Annotated in this window: 16 protein-coding genes and 1 pseudogene; 1 reads left to right on the top strand and 16 read right to left on the bottom strand. The window is 47.3% G+C overall.

All coding sequences use genetic code 11. The annotated features are described in order from the left end of the window. Positions 1 to 8: 8 nt before the first annotated feature. From panB to ACXADP_RS10240, 7 genes are read right to left on the bottom strand one after another with little or no spacing between them, the layout of a single operon-like run. The gene (gene panB / locus ACXADP_RS10270; RefSeq protein ID WP_474968674.1) at positions 9 to 830 is read right to left on the bottom strand and encodes a 3-methyl-2-oxobutanoate hydroxymethyltransferase; all 822 of its coding nucleotides are present in this window, start codon (positions 828 to 830) and stop codon (positions 9 to 11) included. Next, entirely contained in the window at positions 823 to 1,815 is a 993-nt protein-coding gene (locus ACXADP_RS10265) for a biotin--[acetyl-CoA-carboxylase] ligase (protein ID WP_474971386.1), read from the bottom strand. Before ACXADP_RS10265 ends, panB begins: the two co-directional genes overlap by 8 nt. Then, positions 1,791 to 2,990 carry a CCA tRNA nucleotidyltransferase gene (locus ACXADP_RS10260; protein WP_474968676.1) on the bottom strand — a complete coding sequence of 400 codons (1,200 nt, stop codon included), beginning with the start codon at positions 2,988 to 2,990 and terminating at the stop codon, positions 1,791 to 1,793. Before ACXADP_RS10260 ends, ACXADP_RS10265 begins: the two co-directional genes overlap by 25 nt. After that, positions 2,980 to 4,110, bottom strand: a complete 1,131-nt coding sequence (gene bshA, locus ACXADP_RS10255; RefSeq protein WP_474971385.1) for an N-acetyl-alpha-D-glucosaminyl L-malate synthase BshA — start codon at positions 4,108 to 4,110, stop codon at positions 2,980 to 2,982. Before bshA ends, ACXADP_RS10260 begins: the two co-directional genes overlap by 11 nt. 7 nt (positions 4,111 to 4,117) lie before the next feature. Further along, positions 4,118 to 4,531 (bottom strand): methylglyoxal synthase, encoded by a 414-nt coding sequence (gene mgsA / locus ACXADP_RS10250; protein ID WP_474968678.1) that lies wholly within the window; start codon positions 4,529 to 4,531, stop codon positions 4,118 to 4,120. A gap of 15 nt (positions 4,532 to 4,546) precedes the next feature. Then, positions 4,547 to 5,347, bottom strand: coding sequence for a 4-hydroxy-tetrahydrodipicolinate reductase (gene dapB, locus ACXADP_RS10245; RefSeq protein WP_474968679.1), 801 nt, complete (start codon positions 5,345 to 5,347; stop codon positions 4,547 to 4,549). Beyond that, on the bottom strand, positions 5,347 to 5,676 hold the full coding sequence (locus tag ACXADP_RS10240) for a nucleotide pyrophosphohydrolase (protein WP_035531332.1): 330 nt from the start codon (positions 5,674 to 5,676) through the stop codon (positions 5,347 to 5,349). Before ACXADP_RS10240 ends, dapB begins: the two co-directional genes overlap by 1 nt. A 164-nt stretch (positions 5,677 to 5,840) precedes the next feature. Between ACXADP_RS10240 and ACXADP_RS10235 the strand changes: the two genes are divergently transcribed. Continuing rightward, positions 5,841 to 6,713, top strand: a complete 873-nt coding sequence (locus ACXADP_RS10235) for a YitT family protein (protein ID WP_474968680.1) — start codon at positions 5,841 to 5,843, stop codon at positions 6,711 to 6,713. Positions 6,714 to 6,770: 57 nt separating this feature from the next. Here ACXADP_RS10235 and ACXADP_RS10230 read toward each other — a convergent pair whose 3' ends face one another. From ACXADP_RS10230 to ACXADP_RS10190, 9 genes and pseudogenes are all read right to left on the bottom strand, one after another. Further along, the gene (locus ACXADP_RS10230) at positions 6,771 to 7,445 is read right to left on the bottom strand and encodes a zinc metallopeptidase (protein WP_474968681.1); all 675 of its coding nucleotides are present in this window, start codon (positions 7,443 to 7,445) and stop codon (positions 6,771 to 6,773) included. A gap of 59 nt (positions 7,446 to 7,504) precedes the next feature. Continuing rightward, complete coding sequence (locus tag ACXADP_RS10225) at positions 7,505 to 8,188, bottom strand: hypothetical protein (RefSeq protein WP_474971384.1); 684 nt, start codon at positions 8,186 to 8,188, stop codon at positions 7,505 to 7,507. A gap of 58 nt (positions 8,189 to 8,246) precedes the next feature. Continuing rightward, positions 8,247 to 8,819: a lipoprotein heptaprenylglyceryl N-acetyltransferase LhaT gene (gene lhaT / locus ACXADP_RS10220; RefSeq protein ID WP_474972311.1), complete on the bottom strand. Its 573-nt coding sequence runs from the start codon at positions 8,817 to 8,819 to the stop codon at positions 8,247 to 8,249. A 281-nt stretch (positions 8,820 to 9,100) separates the two neighbouring features. Then, positions 9,101 to 9,859: pseudogene (locus ACXADP_RS10215) on the bottom strand (c-type cytochrome); the annotation flags it as partial. A 25-nt stretch (positions 9,860 to 9,884) separates the two neighbouring features. Then, positions 9,885 to 10,559: a menaquinol-cytochrome c reductase cytochrome b subunit gene (gene qcrB, locus ACXADP_RS10210; protein ID WP_027954406.1), complete on the bottom strand. Its 675-nt coding sequence runs from the start codon at positions 10,557 to 10,559 to the stop codon at positions 9,885 to 9,887. A gap of 3 nt (positions 10,560 to 10,562) precedes the next feature. Beyond that, the gene (locus ACXADP_RS10205; RefSeq protein ID WP_027954407.1) at positions 10,563 to 11,069 is read right to left on the bottom strand and encodes a QcrA and Rieske domain-containing protein; all 507 of its coding nucleotides are present in this window, start codon (positions 11,067 to 11,069) and stop codon (positions 10,563 to 10,565) included. A gap of 134 nt (positions 11,070 to 11,203) precedes the next feature. After that, positions 11,204 to 11,659: a DUF2487 family protein gene (locus ACXADP_RS10200; RefSeq protein WP_474968683.1), complete on the bottom strand. Its 456-nt coding sequence runs from the start codon at positions 11,657 to 11,659 to the stop codon at positions 11,204 to 11,206. A 101-nt stretch (positions 11,660 to 11,760) separates the two neighbouring features. Beyond that, on the bottom strand, positions 11,761 to 12,321 hold the full coding sequence (locus tag ACXADP_RS10195) for a ReoY family proteolytic degradation factor (protein WP_027954409.1): 561 nt from the start codon (positions 12,319 to 12,321) through the stop codon (positions 11,761 to 11,763). 30 nt (positions 12,322 to 12,351) lie between these two features. Further along, on the bottom strand, positions 12,352 to 13,605 hold the full coding sequence (locus ACXADP_RS10190) for a tetratricopeptide repeat protein (RefSeq protein WP_474968684.1): 1,254 nt from the start codon (positions 13,603 to 13,605) through the stop codon (positions 12,352 to 12,354). Positions 13,606 to 13,715 lie beyond the last annotated feature (110 nt).

Genomic DNA, 13,715 nt, shown 5'->3' with positions numbered 1-13,715 from the left:
CCAATCACTTACTCCTTTGGAAGACCCGACATATTCATTGTAAACGTATGTTTTTCCTCAGGAAATGCCCCGCTTTTAACCTCTTGGACATAGCGGGTAATCCCGTCCCCAAAAGCTTGATTTCCATCGGTGTAGGACTTCACAAATTTAGGGAGACGCCCCACTCCATAGTTGAGAAGATCATGGTAGACCAGAACCTGCCCGTCACAGTCGGCTCCCGCTCCAATCCCGATGGTAGGGATGGCCAGCTTTTCGGTTATGAAGGAGGCCAGTTGACGAGGAACACATTCAAGAACGAGCATCATCGCCCCGGCCCTCTCGATTTCCAATGCCTCATCCAGTAAACGCGCAGCGGTTTCCTTGTCTTTTCCCTGCACTTTGTATCCACCGAGCACATTGACCGACTGCGGCGTCAGTCCGATGTGTCCGACAACCGGAATGCCGGCTTTGACAAGCTTAGCTATGGTTTCAGAGACTTCTCCGCTTCCTTCCAGTTTCAAAGCCTGTGCGTCTGTTTCCTGGTACAGCTTTTTCGCGTTGCTGAGTGTATCAGCTGTGGAAATGTGATAAGACATGAACGGCATATCTACAACTTTGAACGTTTGGCCTGCCCCGCGGCTGACCGCTTTTCCGTGATGGATCATATCCTCGACGGTCACAGGAATCGTGGATTCATAACCGAGGACGGTCATACCAAGACTGTCGCCGACTAAAATCATATCAGCTCCCGCTGCTTCCACTAGTTTCGCAGAAGGATAATCGTAGCTTGTCACCATCGCTATTTTTTCTTGATCGTGTTTCATTTGAAGGAACTGCTGTTTGTTAAGCAAGGTATCCACCTTCTCCCCAATGAATTTCCGCTGAATACAATTTCTCTTCTTCCCCTGTCTTTCTCCTGGCGCGCAGAGCTCCATCCGGTTCGATTCCGAGAAGAGTCGCTTCCCACGTCTCTTTCATCGTCGAAATCGTGACGTCCTCCCCGATCTTATATCCGTACTTCTCCCAGTCTTCTTTGACCGATTGGAAGCCATCACAGATGAACTGGTCGTAGGAGGATTCAAACAATGTAAGAAAATGCTGGATCGTTTTTTGTATGTTCCAATCAACACCGGACTCGGTTTTAAAGGAAGAGGCTTTATAACGGATATCAGAAGGGATGTCTTCCTCCTCCTGATTGACGTTCATGCCGATGCCGAGCACGATGTACTGGATCGTATCCTGTTCTGCCTGCATTTCTGTAAGAATTCCCGACACTTTTTTGTGATGGATCAACACATCGTTCGGCCACTTGATCTGTGGCTCAAGCTCGGAGCGCTCATCAATCATTTTAGCAATAACCGTAGCTGCAAGAAGGGTCAACTGCGGCGCTTCCACGGGTGGCAGATCCGGCTTCAGCAGAAAGCTCATCCATATCCCTTTGCCTTTCGGTGAGTCCCAGCTACGGGCCATGCGTCCTTTTCCTCCGACTTGTTCATCGGCGACCACAACGGTTCCATGTGGTTTCCCCTGCTTGGCCATCTGATGGACGATTTCCTGTGTGGAATCCACCTGATCATAATGATACAGCTGGTGTCCCATCCACCGGGTTTCAAGACCCCACTGTAATGTGTTTTCGCTGATCTTGTCCGGGAACCCTTGGATTTTATACCCTTTCCGTTGAACCGCTTCGATTTCATAGCCGTCTTTTTTCAATTCATTCATATGCTTCCATACAGCGGTCCTTGATATATTCAGCTGTTCAGATAACTGCTGTCCGGAAATATGACCTTCCTGCTTCGTCAATAATTCAATCAGATGTTTCCGGGTGGATTCCATGTGATGACCCACTCCTTTATTTTTTCATAATCGTTCTCCAGCACCCCTTCGACTACATTGCGCTCCACGGCCTTCATCGTTTCTGATATCCAGGGGCCTTTCGTTTTTTCCGGGTGCAGGGCAATCAAGTCCATCGACTCAAACTGAAGGTCTTTTCTATGGCCGATAGGCAGGTGATGCTTCTGATCCAACAGGCGTTCTTTTATGCCACGATCCATTCCTGCCGCTTCCGTGACACGGTCAAATGAACTGTACAATGATTCGGGAAGACAGTAGGCCAGCCATGCGGTCACATCTTCTGCGTCCGTATAAAGGGTCATGGCTTCCATCAGTTGATCCGTTTCTCTTTTTTCCTGATTCGATCGTTTCCATGTTTTAAGAAAAGCAGATGCAGGAAAAGAAGAATCCTGAAGACAGAGAAAGTTTGCTATCTCCGGCCACGATTTCAAAGGGCTGAGCGGAGGATTTTTAAAAAGCCCCGTTTCTTTAAGAAAAGGAAGCTGATGTAACAGACCGGTTTCCTCAAGAAGCCCCAGCGCATTCTTTATGCCTTGACCAGCGAAGGTTTTTCGTGTCTCTTCCGCCACTCGTTCCATCGATATGTTCGCGAGTAGTGGAGCCTGCTTTATCAGCGCCTCTTTTGTGGCCCCTGTCACTTCAAAACAAAGCTGGCTCGAAAAACGGACCGCCCTCATCATTCGTAAAGGGTCTTCCTGAAATCGGTCGCAGGGATTACCGACAGCCATTATCTGTTTATGTTTTATTGCCTTTCTCCCATCAAAAGGATCAATGATCCTGCCCTGTCTGTCCATGGCCATAGCATTCATCGTAAAATCCCGCCGGGCAAGATCTGTTCGAATATCAGAGACGAAGGTCACCTCATCGGGATGCCTGTAGTCCTCATATCCGGATTCTGTTCGGAAGGTCGTCACCTCATAGGAGATGGATCGGTGTCTGACGATGACCGTGCCGTGCTCGATACCAACAGGAATGACCTTTTCAAAGATTTCCTGGATTTTCGAAGGAGGCAGGGATGAAGCGATATCGATATCACCAACCGCTCTACCACTTACATGATCCCTTACAGCACCACCGGCTATATACGCTTCGCCACCGGCTTCCTCAATTCTCTGCATCACCTCAAAGGCTTGTTCAAAAAGAGGGTCATGCTTCATCAGCAAGCACCTGCCGATACAATTCTTCATATTCATTCAAAATGGTGGCTGTGGCAAATTTATCCTGCACGACTGTTTTCGCCCGTTTAGACATTTGGTGATGATGGTCCGTGTCAGCAAGGATTTTATTGGCAAAATATGCCGTCTGTTCAATATTCCCCAGTTCAGCTATATAACCCGTTTCACCATGATCAATAACTTCAGGTATCCCTCCGATATTCGTGCCGATGGACGGAACACCGCAGGCCATCGCCTCAAGGAGAACCAGACCGAAGCTCTCTTTTTCGGACAAGAGAAGCTTAAGGTCAGCAATGGAAAGCAGATCACTGACATTCTCCTGCTTCCCAAGGAATAATACATCCCCATCCAATCCGAGGTCCTGAACAAGCTGATAACAGGCGGAATACTCCGGACCGTCACCGACGAGAAGGAGCTTTGCAGGTCTTTCCGATCGGACTTTGGCAAAGGTCCGGATCACATCAGGCACCCGCTTAACCTTCCTGAAGTTGGAAATGTGAATCAAGACAGCATCCTCATCTTTGATGCCGTAATGGTCCTTCAAGTGCTGGTTCGACTTCCGGTAATATTCACGTTCATCAACGAAGTTGTAAATCACATCAATGGAACGATCTGTATGTAGCATTTCCTGTGTCTGGTCCACAAGACTATGAGAGACAGCGGTCACACGGTCAGACTGTTCAATACCGAATTTGATCATTTCCTGAAGGCTCGTATCGATCCCCAGTACAGTAATATCCGTCCCATGAAGGGTCGTTATAATTTTCACATCACGGTTACACATCTGCTTGGCTAAAATAGCACAGACCGCATGCGGCATCGCATAGTGCACATGAAGAATATCCAGTTCTTCACGATTGATGACATCCGCCATCTTTGCTGCTAATGCCAAATCATAGGGTGGATGCTGAAAGACAGGATAGCTGCTGACCTCCACCTCGTGGTAATAAATATTCGGATACACCCGGTTCAGCCGGAAAGGTACCTGTGAGGCCACAAAATGTATTTCATGCCCATTTTCAGCGAGCAGCTTACCCAGTTCTGTTGCGATGACACCTGATCCCCCGACAGTCGGGTAGCAGGTGATTCCTATTTTAGCCATACTACGTTCACTCCTGTTTTCTGTTCTCTTCTATGATGCTGTTCCATTCAATATCGTCATGATCGAGAGCTCTTACCATAATCTCTGCGCCTGCCAGGTTCGTTGCAACTGGAATCTGGTGGACATCACAAAGGCGTAGAAGAGCGCTGATGTCCGGCTCATGAGGCTGGGCAGTGAGCGGGTCTCTGAAGAAAATGACCATCTGCATTTGTTCGTCTGCAATTCTCGCTCCGATCTGCTGATCCCCGCCGAGCGGGCCGGATTGGAAACGAGTCACGTTCAATCCAGTTTCATCCGCAATCCGCATACCTGTCGTTCCCGTTGCGAAAAGTTCATGCTTCGAAAAAACAGCGGCATGCTTTTTTGTAAACTGAATGATATCTTCTTTCTTTTTATCGTGGGCAATTAAAGCAATGTTCATGGTCAAACTCCCCTTTTAATCGAGTAGATGTTCCAATCCATAAACCAGCGTATCCAGTTCAACAGCTTTTTCAACAGCAAGCTTCACTCCACTCATGAAAGACTCCCTGTGAATGGAATCGTGCTTGATTGTGAGGGTTTCTCCAAGTCCACCGAAGACGACTTCCTGGTGAGCGACGAGCCCCGGAAGACGCATACTATGAATTCTCATTCCCTCTTCATCAGCACCACGGGCGCCCTGCAGGGTTTCTTTTTCATCCTTGTGGCCCTGATGATGAGGATTGCGGACTTCCTTAATCAACTCCGCCGTCTTCACCGCTGTACCTGATGGGGCATCAAGCTTCTGGTCATGATGTTTTTCAATGATTTCAACATCAGGAAAATGCTTGGCGGCCCATTTGGAAAACTGCATCATTAAAACGGCGCCGATAGCGAAGTTCGGTGCAATCACGGTACCCAGCTGTTTTTCTTCGGCAAGGCTGGTCAATTCCTGAAGCTGCTCCTGCGTAAACCCCGTTGTGCCGACCACCGGACGCACGCCATTGTTCAATGCAAGCTTCGTATGGATATACCCGTTATCCGGCGTCGTAAGATCAATCAGTACGTCCGCCTCCACCTCATTCAGGCAGACTTCGGCATCCGTGTAGATCAAAGCGTCCAAGTCAGGGAGTCCCTGGATATCCCTGATATTCATGCCGTCATTTTCCCTGTCAATACATGCGGCCAGGCTCAAGTGCTGCTCCCGTTGTATCATATTCAAGGCTTCACTGCCCATTTTACCACGAGGTCCTGCTACAATCACCTTAATCGTTTCCATTACTCTTCCTCCTTTTTAGTCCAACGGTCTTTATCCCGAGTTTCTATTTTGCTCATGGACTGCTCAAATGCCTCAGACAGGTCGATATCAAGAGAGTTTGCGAAACAAGTCAGCACAAAGATGACATCGCCAAGCTCCTCTTCCAATGCTTTATCCTTTTCGGTCTTTTTCTTAGGTTTCTCCCCATATCTGTGATTGACTTCCCTTGCCATTTCTCCAACTTCTTCTGTAAGCCTTGCCTGAAGGCTGAGAGGTGAGAAATACCCCTCTTTAAATTGTGATATGTAGTTATCGACACGTTTTTGGATGTCCTGTGTTGTATATTCCATTATAAGTCCCTCTTTTCCTTCACGGATTCTCTCTAAATGTTAGCCAAAAGGAGCTCATTTGACAAATTTTCCGTTTATTCCACCTTCTCCTGCCTGTTCATATTGCCGCTCATTCGACAAACAACTATAATGATAATCGTGCAGATGACCTTGGAGGTGGACATATGAAAATTTTCGGACTGCGTGTGAAAAATATAACCCTGATTATACTGGGGTCCGCTGTGTTTTCGTTCGGGATCGTTCATTTCAATATTCAGAATGAACTCGGTGAAGGCGGCTTCACAGGGATCACCCTTTTACTGCTGTATTTATTCAACTGGGATCCTGCTGTGATGAACATTGTTTTGAACATTCCCGTCCTTTTTATCGGATGGCGGATTTTGGGACGTACGACATTCTTGTACTCCTTGATTGGAATTGTCGCGGTTTCCGTATTTATAGCTCTGTCCCAGCGGTATATGATTACCATCGATCTTTCGGATGATCTTACACTGGCTTCGCTGTTTGCGGGGGTGTTTATCGGCGTCGGTTTAGGAATCATATTCCGATATGGCGGAACAACCGGTGGTGTGGACATCATCGCCAGACTCATCAACAAATACCTTGGCTGGAGTATGGGCCGGGCGATGTTCGTTTTTGATGCTCTCGTGATTTTCATTTCTGCCATTACTTATTTAGAACATGTCCGAGGAATGTATACGCTTGTCGCGGTTTTTGTCGGTGCGAAAGTGATTGATTTCATCCAGGAAGGTGCCTACGCTGCCCGTGGAACGACCATCATATCGGAAAAGAGCGAAGAGATCTCACAAAAAGTTATGCAGGAGATGGATCGAGGTGTGACCGTACTTGACGGCCGCGGATCGTTTTCCGGTTCTAAACGGGATGTTTTATATTGTGTTATAGCGAAAAACGAAATTGTGCGGCTAAAGACCATCATCGAACAGATTGATCCCCATGCGTTTGTAGCCGTCAGCCACGTCCATGATGTGATGGGTGAGGGGTTTACTTTGGATGAAAACAAAAACCCCATTGACTAGGACCATCCTGGAAAACAAAAAAAGACCTCCGCTGCCGGAGGTCTTTTTTCCTGTCCTTTACTCTTCGTTCATCCCAATGAACATGAATACAAAGCGGAGAAGTTCGGCAAGGGCAACGAGTGCACCCGCCACATATGTCATTGCCGCAGCATTGAGGACCTTCTTCGTTTTCCGTTCTTCATCATTCCGGATGACGCCGGTCGACACCAGCTGTGCCATGGCACGGTTGGAAGCATCGAATTCCACAGGCAGTGTAATCAGCTGGAACAGCACGGCTGCTGCGAAGAAGACAATCCCGACAAAGACAAGACCTGTCATCTGAAGCAGCATACCACCAATCAATAGGAAGATAGAGATATTGGAACCAAAGCTTGCTACCGGGACGAGGGCGCTTCGGAAACGAAGGAAAGCATAATCCTCCGCATCCTGTATGGCGTGCCCCACTTCGTGTGCTGCCACTGCTGCACCGGCTGTGGAGCGTCCGTGATAAATGTCTGAAGAAAGACGAATCACTTTGGAGCGCGGATCGTAATGGTCTGTCAAATGGCCGCGGACTTCTTCCACAGCTACATTAAAGAGGCCGTTGTCATTAAGAATTTTTCGTGCTACTTCAGCACCTGACATGGACGATGAAGTAGGGACTTGTGAATATTTTTTGTACGTAGACTTCACTTTAGACTGAGCCCACAAAGGGATAATAAAAATCAAAGCAAAGTAAATGATAAAACTCATTTGTCATTCCTCCATAAGAATGGTTCTTAGGTCAATTTTAGTCAAATCCCTCTGGAAAATCAACTATTATGTTCTTTTATTGTGTGTCTAATTTTTGAACGGGAAGGGTGCTTCATCACCCCTACATAAAAAAGAACCGCAAGGATAAATCCTCCCACCCCGGCAGCCGTTCCCTGCAAAGACACTCCTTCACCACTGCTGCCCTGAACCAGCGCATCGACCATTGCAGAGGAATAGGCAGCCGTTTCGGCCGTCGGTTGAAGATGATGCTGTTCAAGTGCCTGCCGGAGCTGTCTGGTATCTACAGTGTCATACACGTGCATCACGACCGGCTCAAGGTTCTCCCAGTCCAGAAGAACCTGCTCCGCCGGAGTACTATACAATGCCTCATGGAAAGCTGCTAATTTTTGTTCCACTGCTGTTTCTCTGTCTGGTGCAGTAAGCACTTCAAAGAATAGGAGAGCCGCTTCCGACGGCCGGTCTCCATTTTCGGACATGTTCAAGTTCTCCCAGACGGTTCGGTCCTCTTCAGACACCCCGCGCATATAGGTTTCCATATCCGTCCACCTGCTATGCAGGAGCCTCTCTGCTGCCTCAATTTTTCCGTCATGAAGAAGTGACCTGTACTGGCTGTAAAATCGTTCCCACTGCTCCGGGGCTCCCTCACCCCACCCATCATGCAGGCTCAGCGGCATGAGTGTGAAAATCAGGGATATGAACACAACTTTACACACCTGTCCCATTTCACTTCTCCCCTCTCATTATCCCGATTAGTTACATGTTATGAAAGGGGATCCACATTTAGACGTTCTGTATCTTTTTCATAAGGGAATAGGCTGCACCTATACAGATCAGACTCAGCCAGAAGGTGAAATAGCCGATTTCCTTCATATGCTCCATAATTGCCGGATAGACAGGCATCTGTTCAAAGACATAGTCAATGACATCATTATGAAGCGTCCATACAGCAGCAAAAAGAATATGCCTGATCCGCATTGCATAAAAGGGCGCATACAGAACCCCCTGAACAGCCATGGCACTATGAGAAAGTATAAGCATGTAACCGGTCCACGGCAGAGCGCCATATTCCATAAAGGTAAGACCGTTCATCACCACCGCCCATACCCCATATTTAAGCAGTGTAATGAGCGCGAGCGCTTCTATATATGGGACATTCCTTCCGAATAGATAAAAACCAAGAAAGATTGTAAAAAACAAACTGGCTGTGGGGCTGTCAGGAACAAACAGGAGGAAGATCGGTTCTGTTACCTCCAGCTGCGGTTCATACCATAGATACCCGTAAATCGTTCCTCCGAGATTAACAAAAAATAATACGATTAAAAAAAGCCGGTGCGTCAAAATATATGTCAACATCTGTTTCATGCGAACCTTCCTCCTGTAACAAAAGAAACCGCGCATGTTTCAGCGCGGCATTCATCAATCTATTTTGTTCATTCTTCAGAAGACCCATTCTCTTCTTCTGAATCTTCACCATTCTCTCCTTCAGAGGAACTTTCTTCCTCGGAAGATTCTTCTTCAGAGGAGCTTTCTTCCTCGGAAGAGCCTTCTCCTTCGGAAGAACCTTCTCCTTCGGAAGAACCTTCTCCCTCAGAAGAGCCTTCTCCTTCAGATGAGCCTCCTTCACCACTGCCTGCCCCGACAACAAACTCAGCAAGCTGCTGAAGTTCCTCATCCGTTCCGTTAAAGATTCCAGCCGGCATGGCGCCTTTACCATTCACTGCAATGTCCTTCACTTGGTCAACCGTCAGCTCTGCATCAATTAATGATGGGTAGCTTCCCTGACCTTGAAGGGCATCGCCGTGACAGCTCAGACAGTTGGCTTCATAAACGGCATAACCCGGAGCTGATTTATCAATTGTGGATTCAACCGCTTCCACGTTCACACCATATTTCTCCGCACGCATTTCGTAATCTGCATGTGTGACGGATTCATAGGTAAGCCAAAAGGTGGCTGCGAAACCAAGAAGCATCAGGCCTACAGCAATTGGACGCTTGTGAGGACGTCGTTCCGGTCCACGGTCCAGGAACGGTGCCAGCAGAAGTGCACCGAAGGCAAGACCCGGCATAACAATCGCTCCGAGAACAATGTAATCCCCGCCGGCAAATTGATATTTAAGGAATTGATACAAGAACAGGAAGTACCAGTCCGGTAGCGGAATGTAACTCGCGTTGTTTGGATCCGCCTGCTGCTCCAGCGGTGACGGATGGGCAGCGGTAAGTATTAAAAACCCGATCAGAAAGACCGATCCTACCAGCCACTCTTTCAACAGGAAGTTGGGCCAGAACGCTTCCGTGCGGCCTGGATATTCTGAATAGTCTTTTGGTAAATTGGCTTTTTGTTCGGCAGTGACCCTTGAATCACCGACGAACTTCATCCCTTTTCCCCTATGCACAGCTTTCCCTCCTTCTTTTGCTATTTTATAGTGGTCCGGAAATACCTTGTTTACGGATTAGGACAAAGTGGAAGGCCATTAATCCGAACAATGCTGCCGGAAGGAAAAATACGTGGATAGCAAAGAAACGTGTAAGCGTTTGAGCACCAACAATCGATGGGTCACCGGCAAGCAGTGTACGGATTTGATCTCCGATAAACGGTGTTGCCGCTGCAATCTCAAGACCTACCTGAGTAGCGAAATAAGCTTTGTTATCCCATGGAAGCAGATACCCTGTAAAACCAAGACCAAGCATGACAAAGAACAATAGGACCCCAATCACCCAGTTCAATTCACGCGGCTTTTTATAAGCGCCCTGGAAGAATACCCGCAGTGTATGTAAGAATAACATCACAATGACGAGACTGGCGCCCCAGTGGTGCATCCCACGTACGATTTGACCGTAAGCAACCTCTCGCTGTAAGTAATAAACCGATTTCCATGCGTTCTCAATATCTGGTACATAGTACATGGTCAGGAACATTCCGGACAGAATCTGAATGACTGTTACGAAGAATGTAAGACCACCAAAACAGTAAACAAATGCTGAAAAGTGATGTGCCGGGTTGACGTGCTCAGGAACTTCGTGATCCGCTATATCACGCCATAACGGGGTTACATCGACACGCTCGTCCACCCAGTCGTAAATTCTCTGAAGCATGTGTTATGCCCCCCCTCTGTCTTTTGCTTCACCTAAATAAAGCATACCTTCTTTGGTTTCGTGCTCAAAAACAGGTAATGGTGCGGTCGGCGGTGTGCCCGGAACGTTATCGCCGTCTTTTGTATAACGGCCCCCGTGACACGGACAGTAGAACTCATTCGGGTACTCATCATTGGAACCCCAGTCCACTGTACAGCCTAAATGGGTGCAGATCGGTGACAGGGCAACGATTTCATCATTGTCATCCTTGTATACCCAGGCTGTTTTCTGTACTTCAGATTCGTACCAGCCGTCCACCTGGTCGATGGTCCACTCGAAGCGCTGCGGCTCTTTTGTGATCTCATCGACAGAAGCAACCGATTTCAAATCGCCGCCTTCTTTGGACTTCAAAACGGGATCGATTGCGAACCGAACCATCGGAGCAAGCATACCGGCAGCCATGAAACCGCCTACACCAGTGAGCGTGTAGTTCAGAAACTGACGTCGGGACACCCTCTTTTTATCGCTCATACTTTTCCCCCCTCTATGCTGTAATCCATGCAGCATGGATCGATCACACATGGTTTAACTAGGACATTACCATGATAGCGCAATCTTATAGCCTGGTCAATAAAATATCAAACCTTGTCGGAAGTTTTATCCAGTCACCAATAGGCCTGGATCAGTTCACTGATGCCGCGGGCCTGTTCCTTCACAAATGCCTGTGTTTCTGTCGATTTCATGCTGCCGCTCGACATCCCCGGCACCCAGATTAAACGGCCGGCCAAATCATCCTCATGTTTCTTCCAGCCGCTGTCGAACGTAAATAGGAAAACGTGTTCAAACGGCTGTTCCCTGAAACGCCGAATCCACTCATTTAATCTTTCTTTCTCCTTTTCGTATCCACCCTTTAAATAGGCATAGTCAGGGGAAAGAAAGATCCTGCCTCTGTATTCTTTTTCAATCAGGTTCATAAACACCTGATTCAGCTCCCGTTGGAAAGCCTGCCCGACCATCTGCTGGTCCCCGGCGGGGTCAAAGGGTATCAGTGGAATCATTAGCGTGTCCACGTATTGTTTTTCCGGTAAGTACTGGGTCGTATCTGCTTTCGTCCATTTCATAAGTATCCCCTGCCTTTGTTATGTACGTTTTTCTATATTTTACTACATAAAAATAAAAAATAAAGTCAGCGAACATCATAGGATGCTCCTGACTTTATTTTTTAATAAAACGCACTCAGTTCCTCTTTCACTTTTTCGAGCCGGCCGCACAACTCGGTAAAAACCGTCCGTTCCCCATTGATCAGGGATTCATCAATCTGTTCTTCAATCTGCTTTCTCCGATGTTGGAGAAGGCTGATTTTCAACAGGCGGTCTGCTTCATTCTTATCACGGTCATTCAAATAATAATCTTTGGGGAGATATGGATTCTCTTCAAGAACAAGCGCATATTTGGAACACTGCTGGGCATTCTCGAAGTTCATCTGAATATAAACCGGCTCCCCCTGATTCATACGAAGATCATGAAAGGATTTTTCCGCATCGTTGGTCATGACCTGACCTTTATAAAACCGGAAAGGGGGATCAGAGACTCCCTGCGCACTAATTTCCATACCACGGGGACAAAACTTCACTTCCTGGACGAAATGAACACTGGATAAAAGAGATTCATGATTCATTAAATAGTTAAGAATCCAGACACTTTCCCTCTTTTTCAACTGAAAGTGATTCAAAAACCAGCGGACAAAATCTTTTTTCTCATCCACAGAAATTGGTGTCTGCATATGCGCCCCTCCTGCGCTTTAGTTTTCCATTTATTCCTCATTCAGACGCTTAACGAAATCCTCGATCTCAGTATCAGCAGGGTCGATGGCAAGGTATTCCTTGAAGACACGGACACCTTCTTCCATACGGCCGTCCTCAACGAGGAAGTATCCGTAGGATTTGAGGAAGTCGGTGTCTTCCTTAAGGGAAAGATAAGCCTGGCTGTATTGTTCATAGGCTTCCTTGAAACGCTCTTCCTCTTCCAGAGCATGGGCAAGCTCCCATAGATAATGGGGGTCTTCCTCACCTAAGGAAATCAGTTCTTGAATTAAATCGATGATCTGATCATAGTCCTCATCGGATTTAAAGTTTTCAATCAGAAACAGAACAGCTTCTTTATAGCCGGGGTCCAGGGCGACCGCTTCCCGCATGAGACGGTATCCTTCTTCCTTATTCCCCTGACGGTGGGAAAGACTGCCGGCAAGGTGATAAAGTTCTTTGTTGAATTCGTCTTTAGCAAGTCCTTTTCGAGCCATATCAAGGGCTGCCTGAGGCATCCCTTCGGACTCATAAGCCTGAGCCAGGTGTGGATAAACCGATTGGAAGTAAGGATCTTTCTCAATCAGTTCCTCCCAGACGTGAATCGCGATATCATTACGGTTGGCCTGGAAAGCCACAAATCCATAACGGAAGAGAACATCCGGATTGTCCTCTTCCACCTTCTGGAAGAATTCCAACGCCTGCTCAAATTCCCCATTGGCCGCATAGGCTTCAGCCAGTCGTGTGGCCACTTCTATATCACCAATCACAGGCTGATGGTGCATGGCATTTTCATAATACGGGATACTCTTGGAGTACTCCCCATTTGAAAACGCGAGTTCACCAAGAGCAAAATCAATAATGGCTGAGTTTGGTTCCACGTTTTTAGCAGCCAGAAGTTTTTGTTCGGCTACTTCATACAGCCCCTGGGCCTGATACAAATCAGCAAGCTGTACCAGCGCCTGAAGATAGTCTTCGTCTTCAGGTCCGAATTGGTTCAGCAGTTCGATTGCTTCATCATCCTCATCAAGATCGATGTGAATTTCTGCCATCATCACTTTCAATTCCTGTTCTTTCGGATAGCGTTGAATTAGTTCGTGAAGCACCATTTTCGCTTCTTCCAGCATTCCCCACTGCATGTACAGTTCTGCAATGGTAAAACGCTCCTCTTCATCCGCCTCTGGCAGATATGTTGTCAGTGTTTTTATTGCATCTTCCGTCTTATGGGCCTCCATTTGACGAATGGCTTTTTGTATTTCCTCCATGATGACATCCTTTCCACGTTAAGCACATGCATGTGATTCTTCACTTTATTTAGATCGGATGGAGTTTTCCATCCGTCCGCTCGTATTTTTGTTTATTGGAACAGCACTAT

The sequence above is a fragment of the Halobacillus sp. AWH4_228 genome, assembly GCF_056158365.1.
This window is presented reverse-complemented; position numbering and strand designations above follow the sequence as displayed.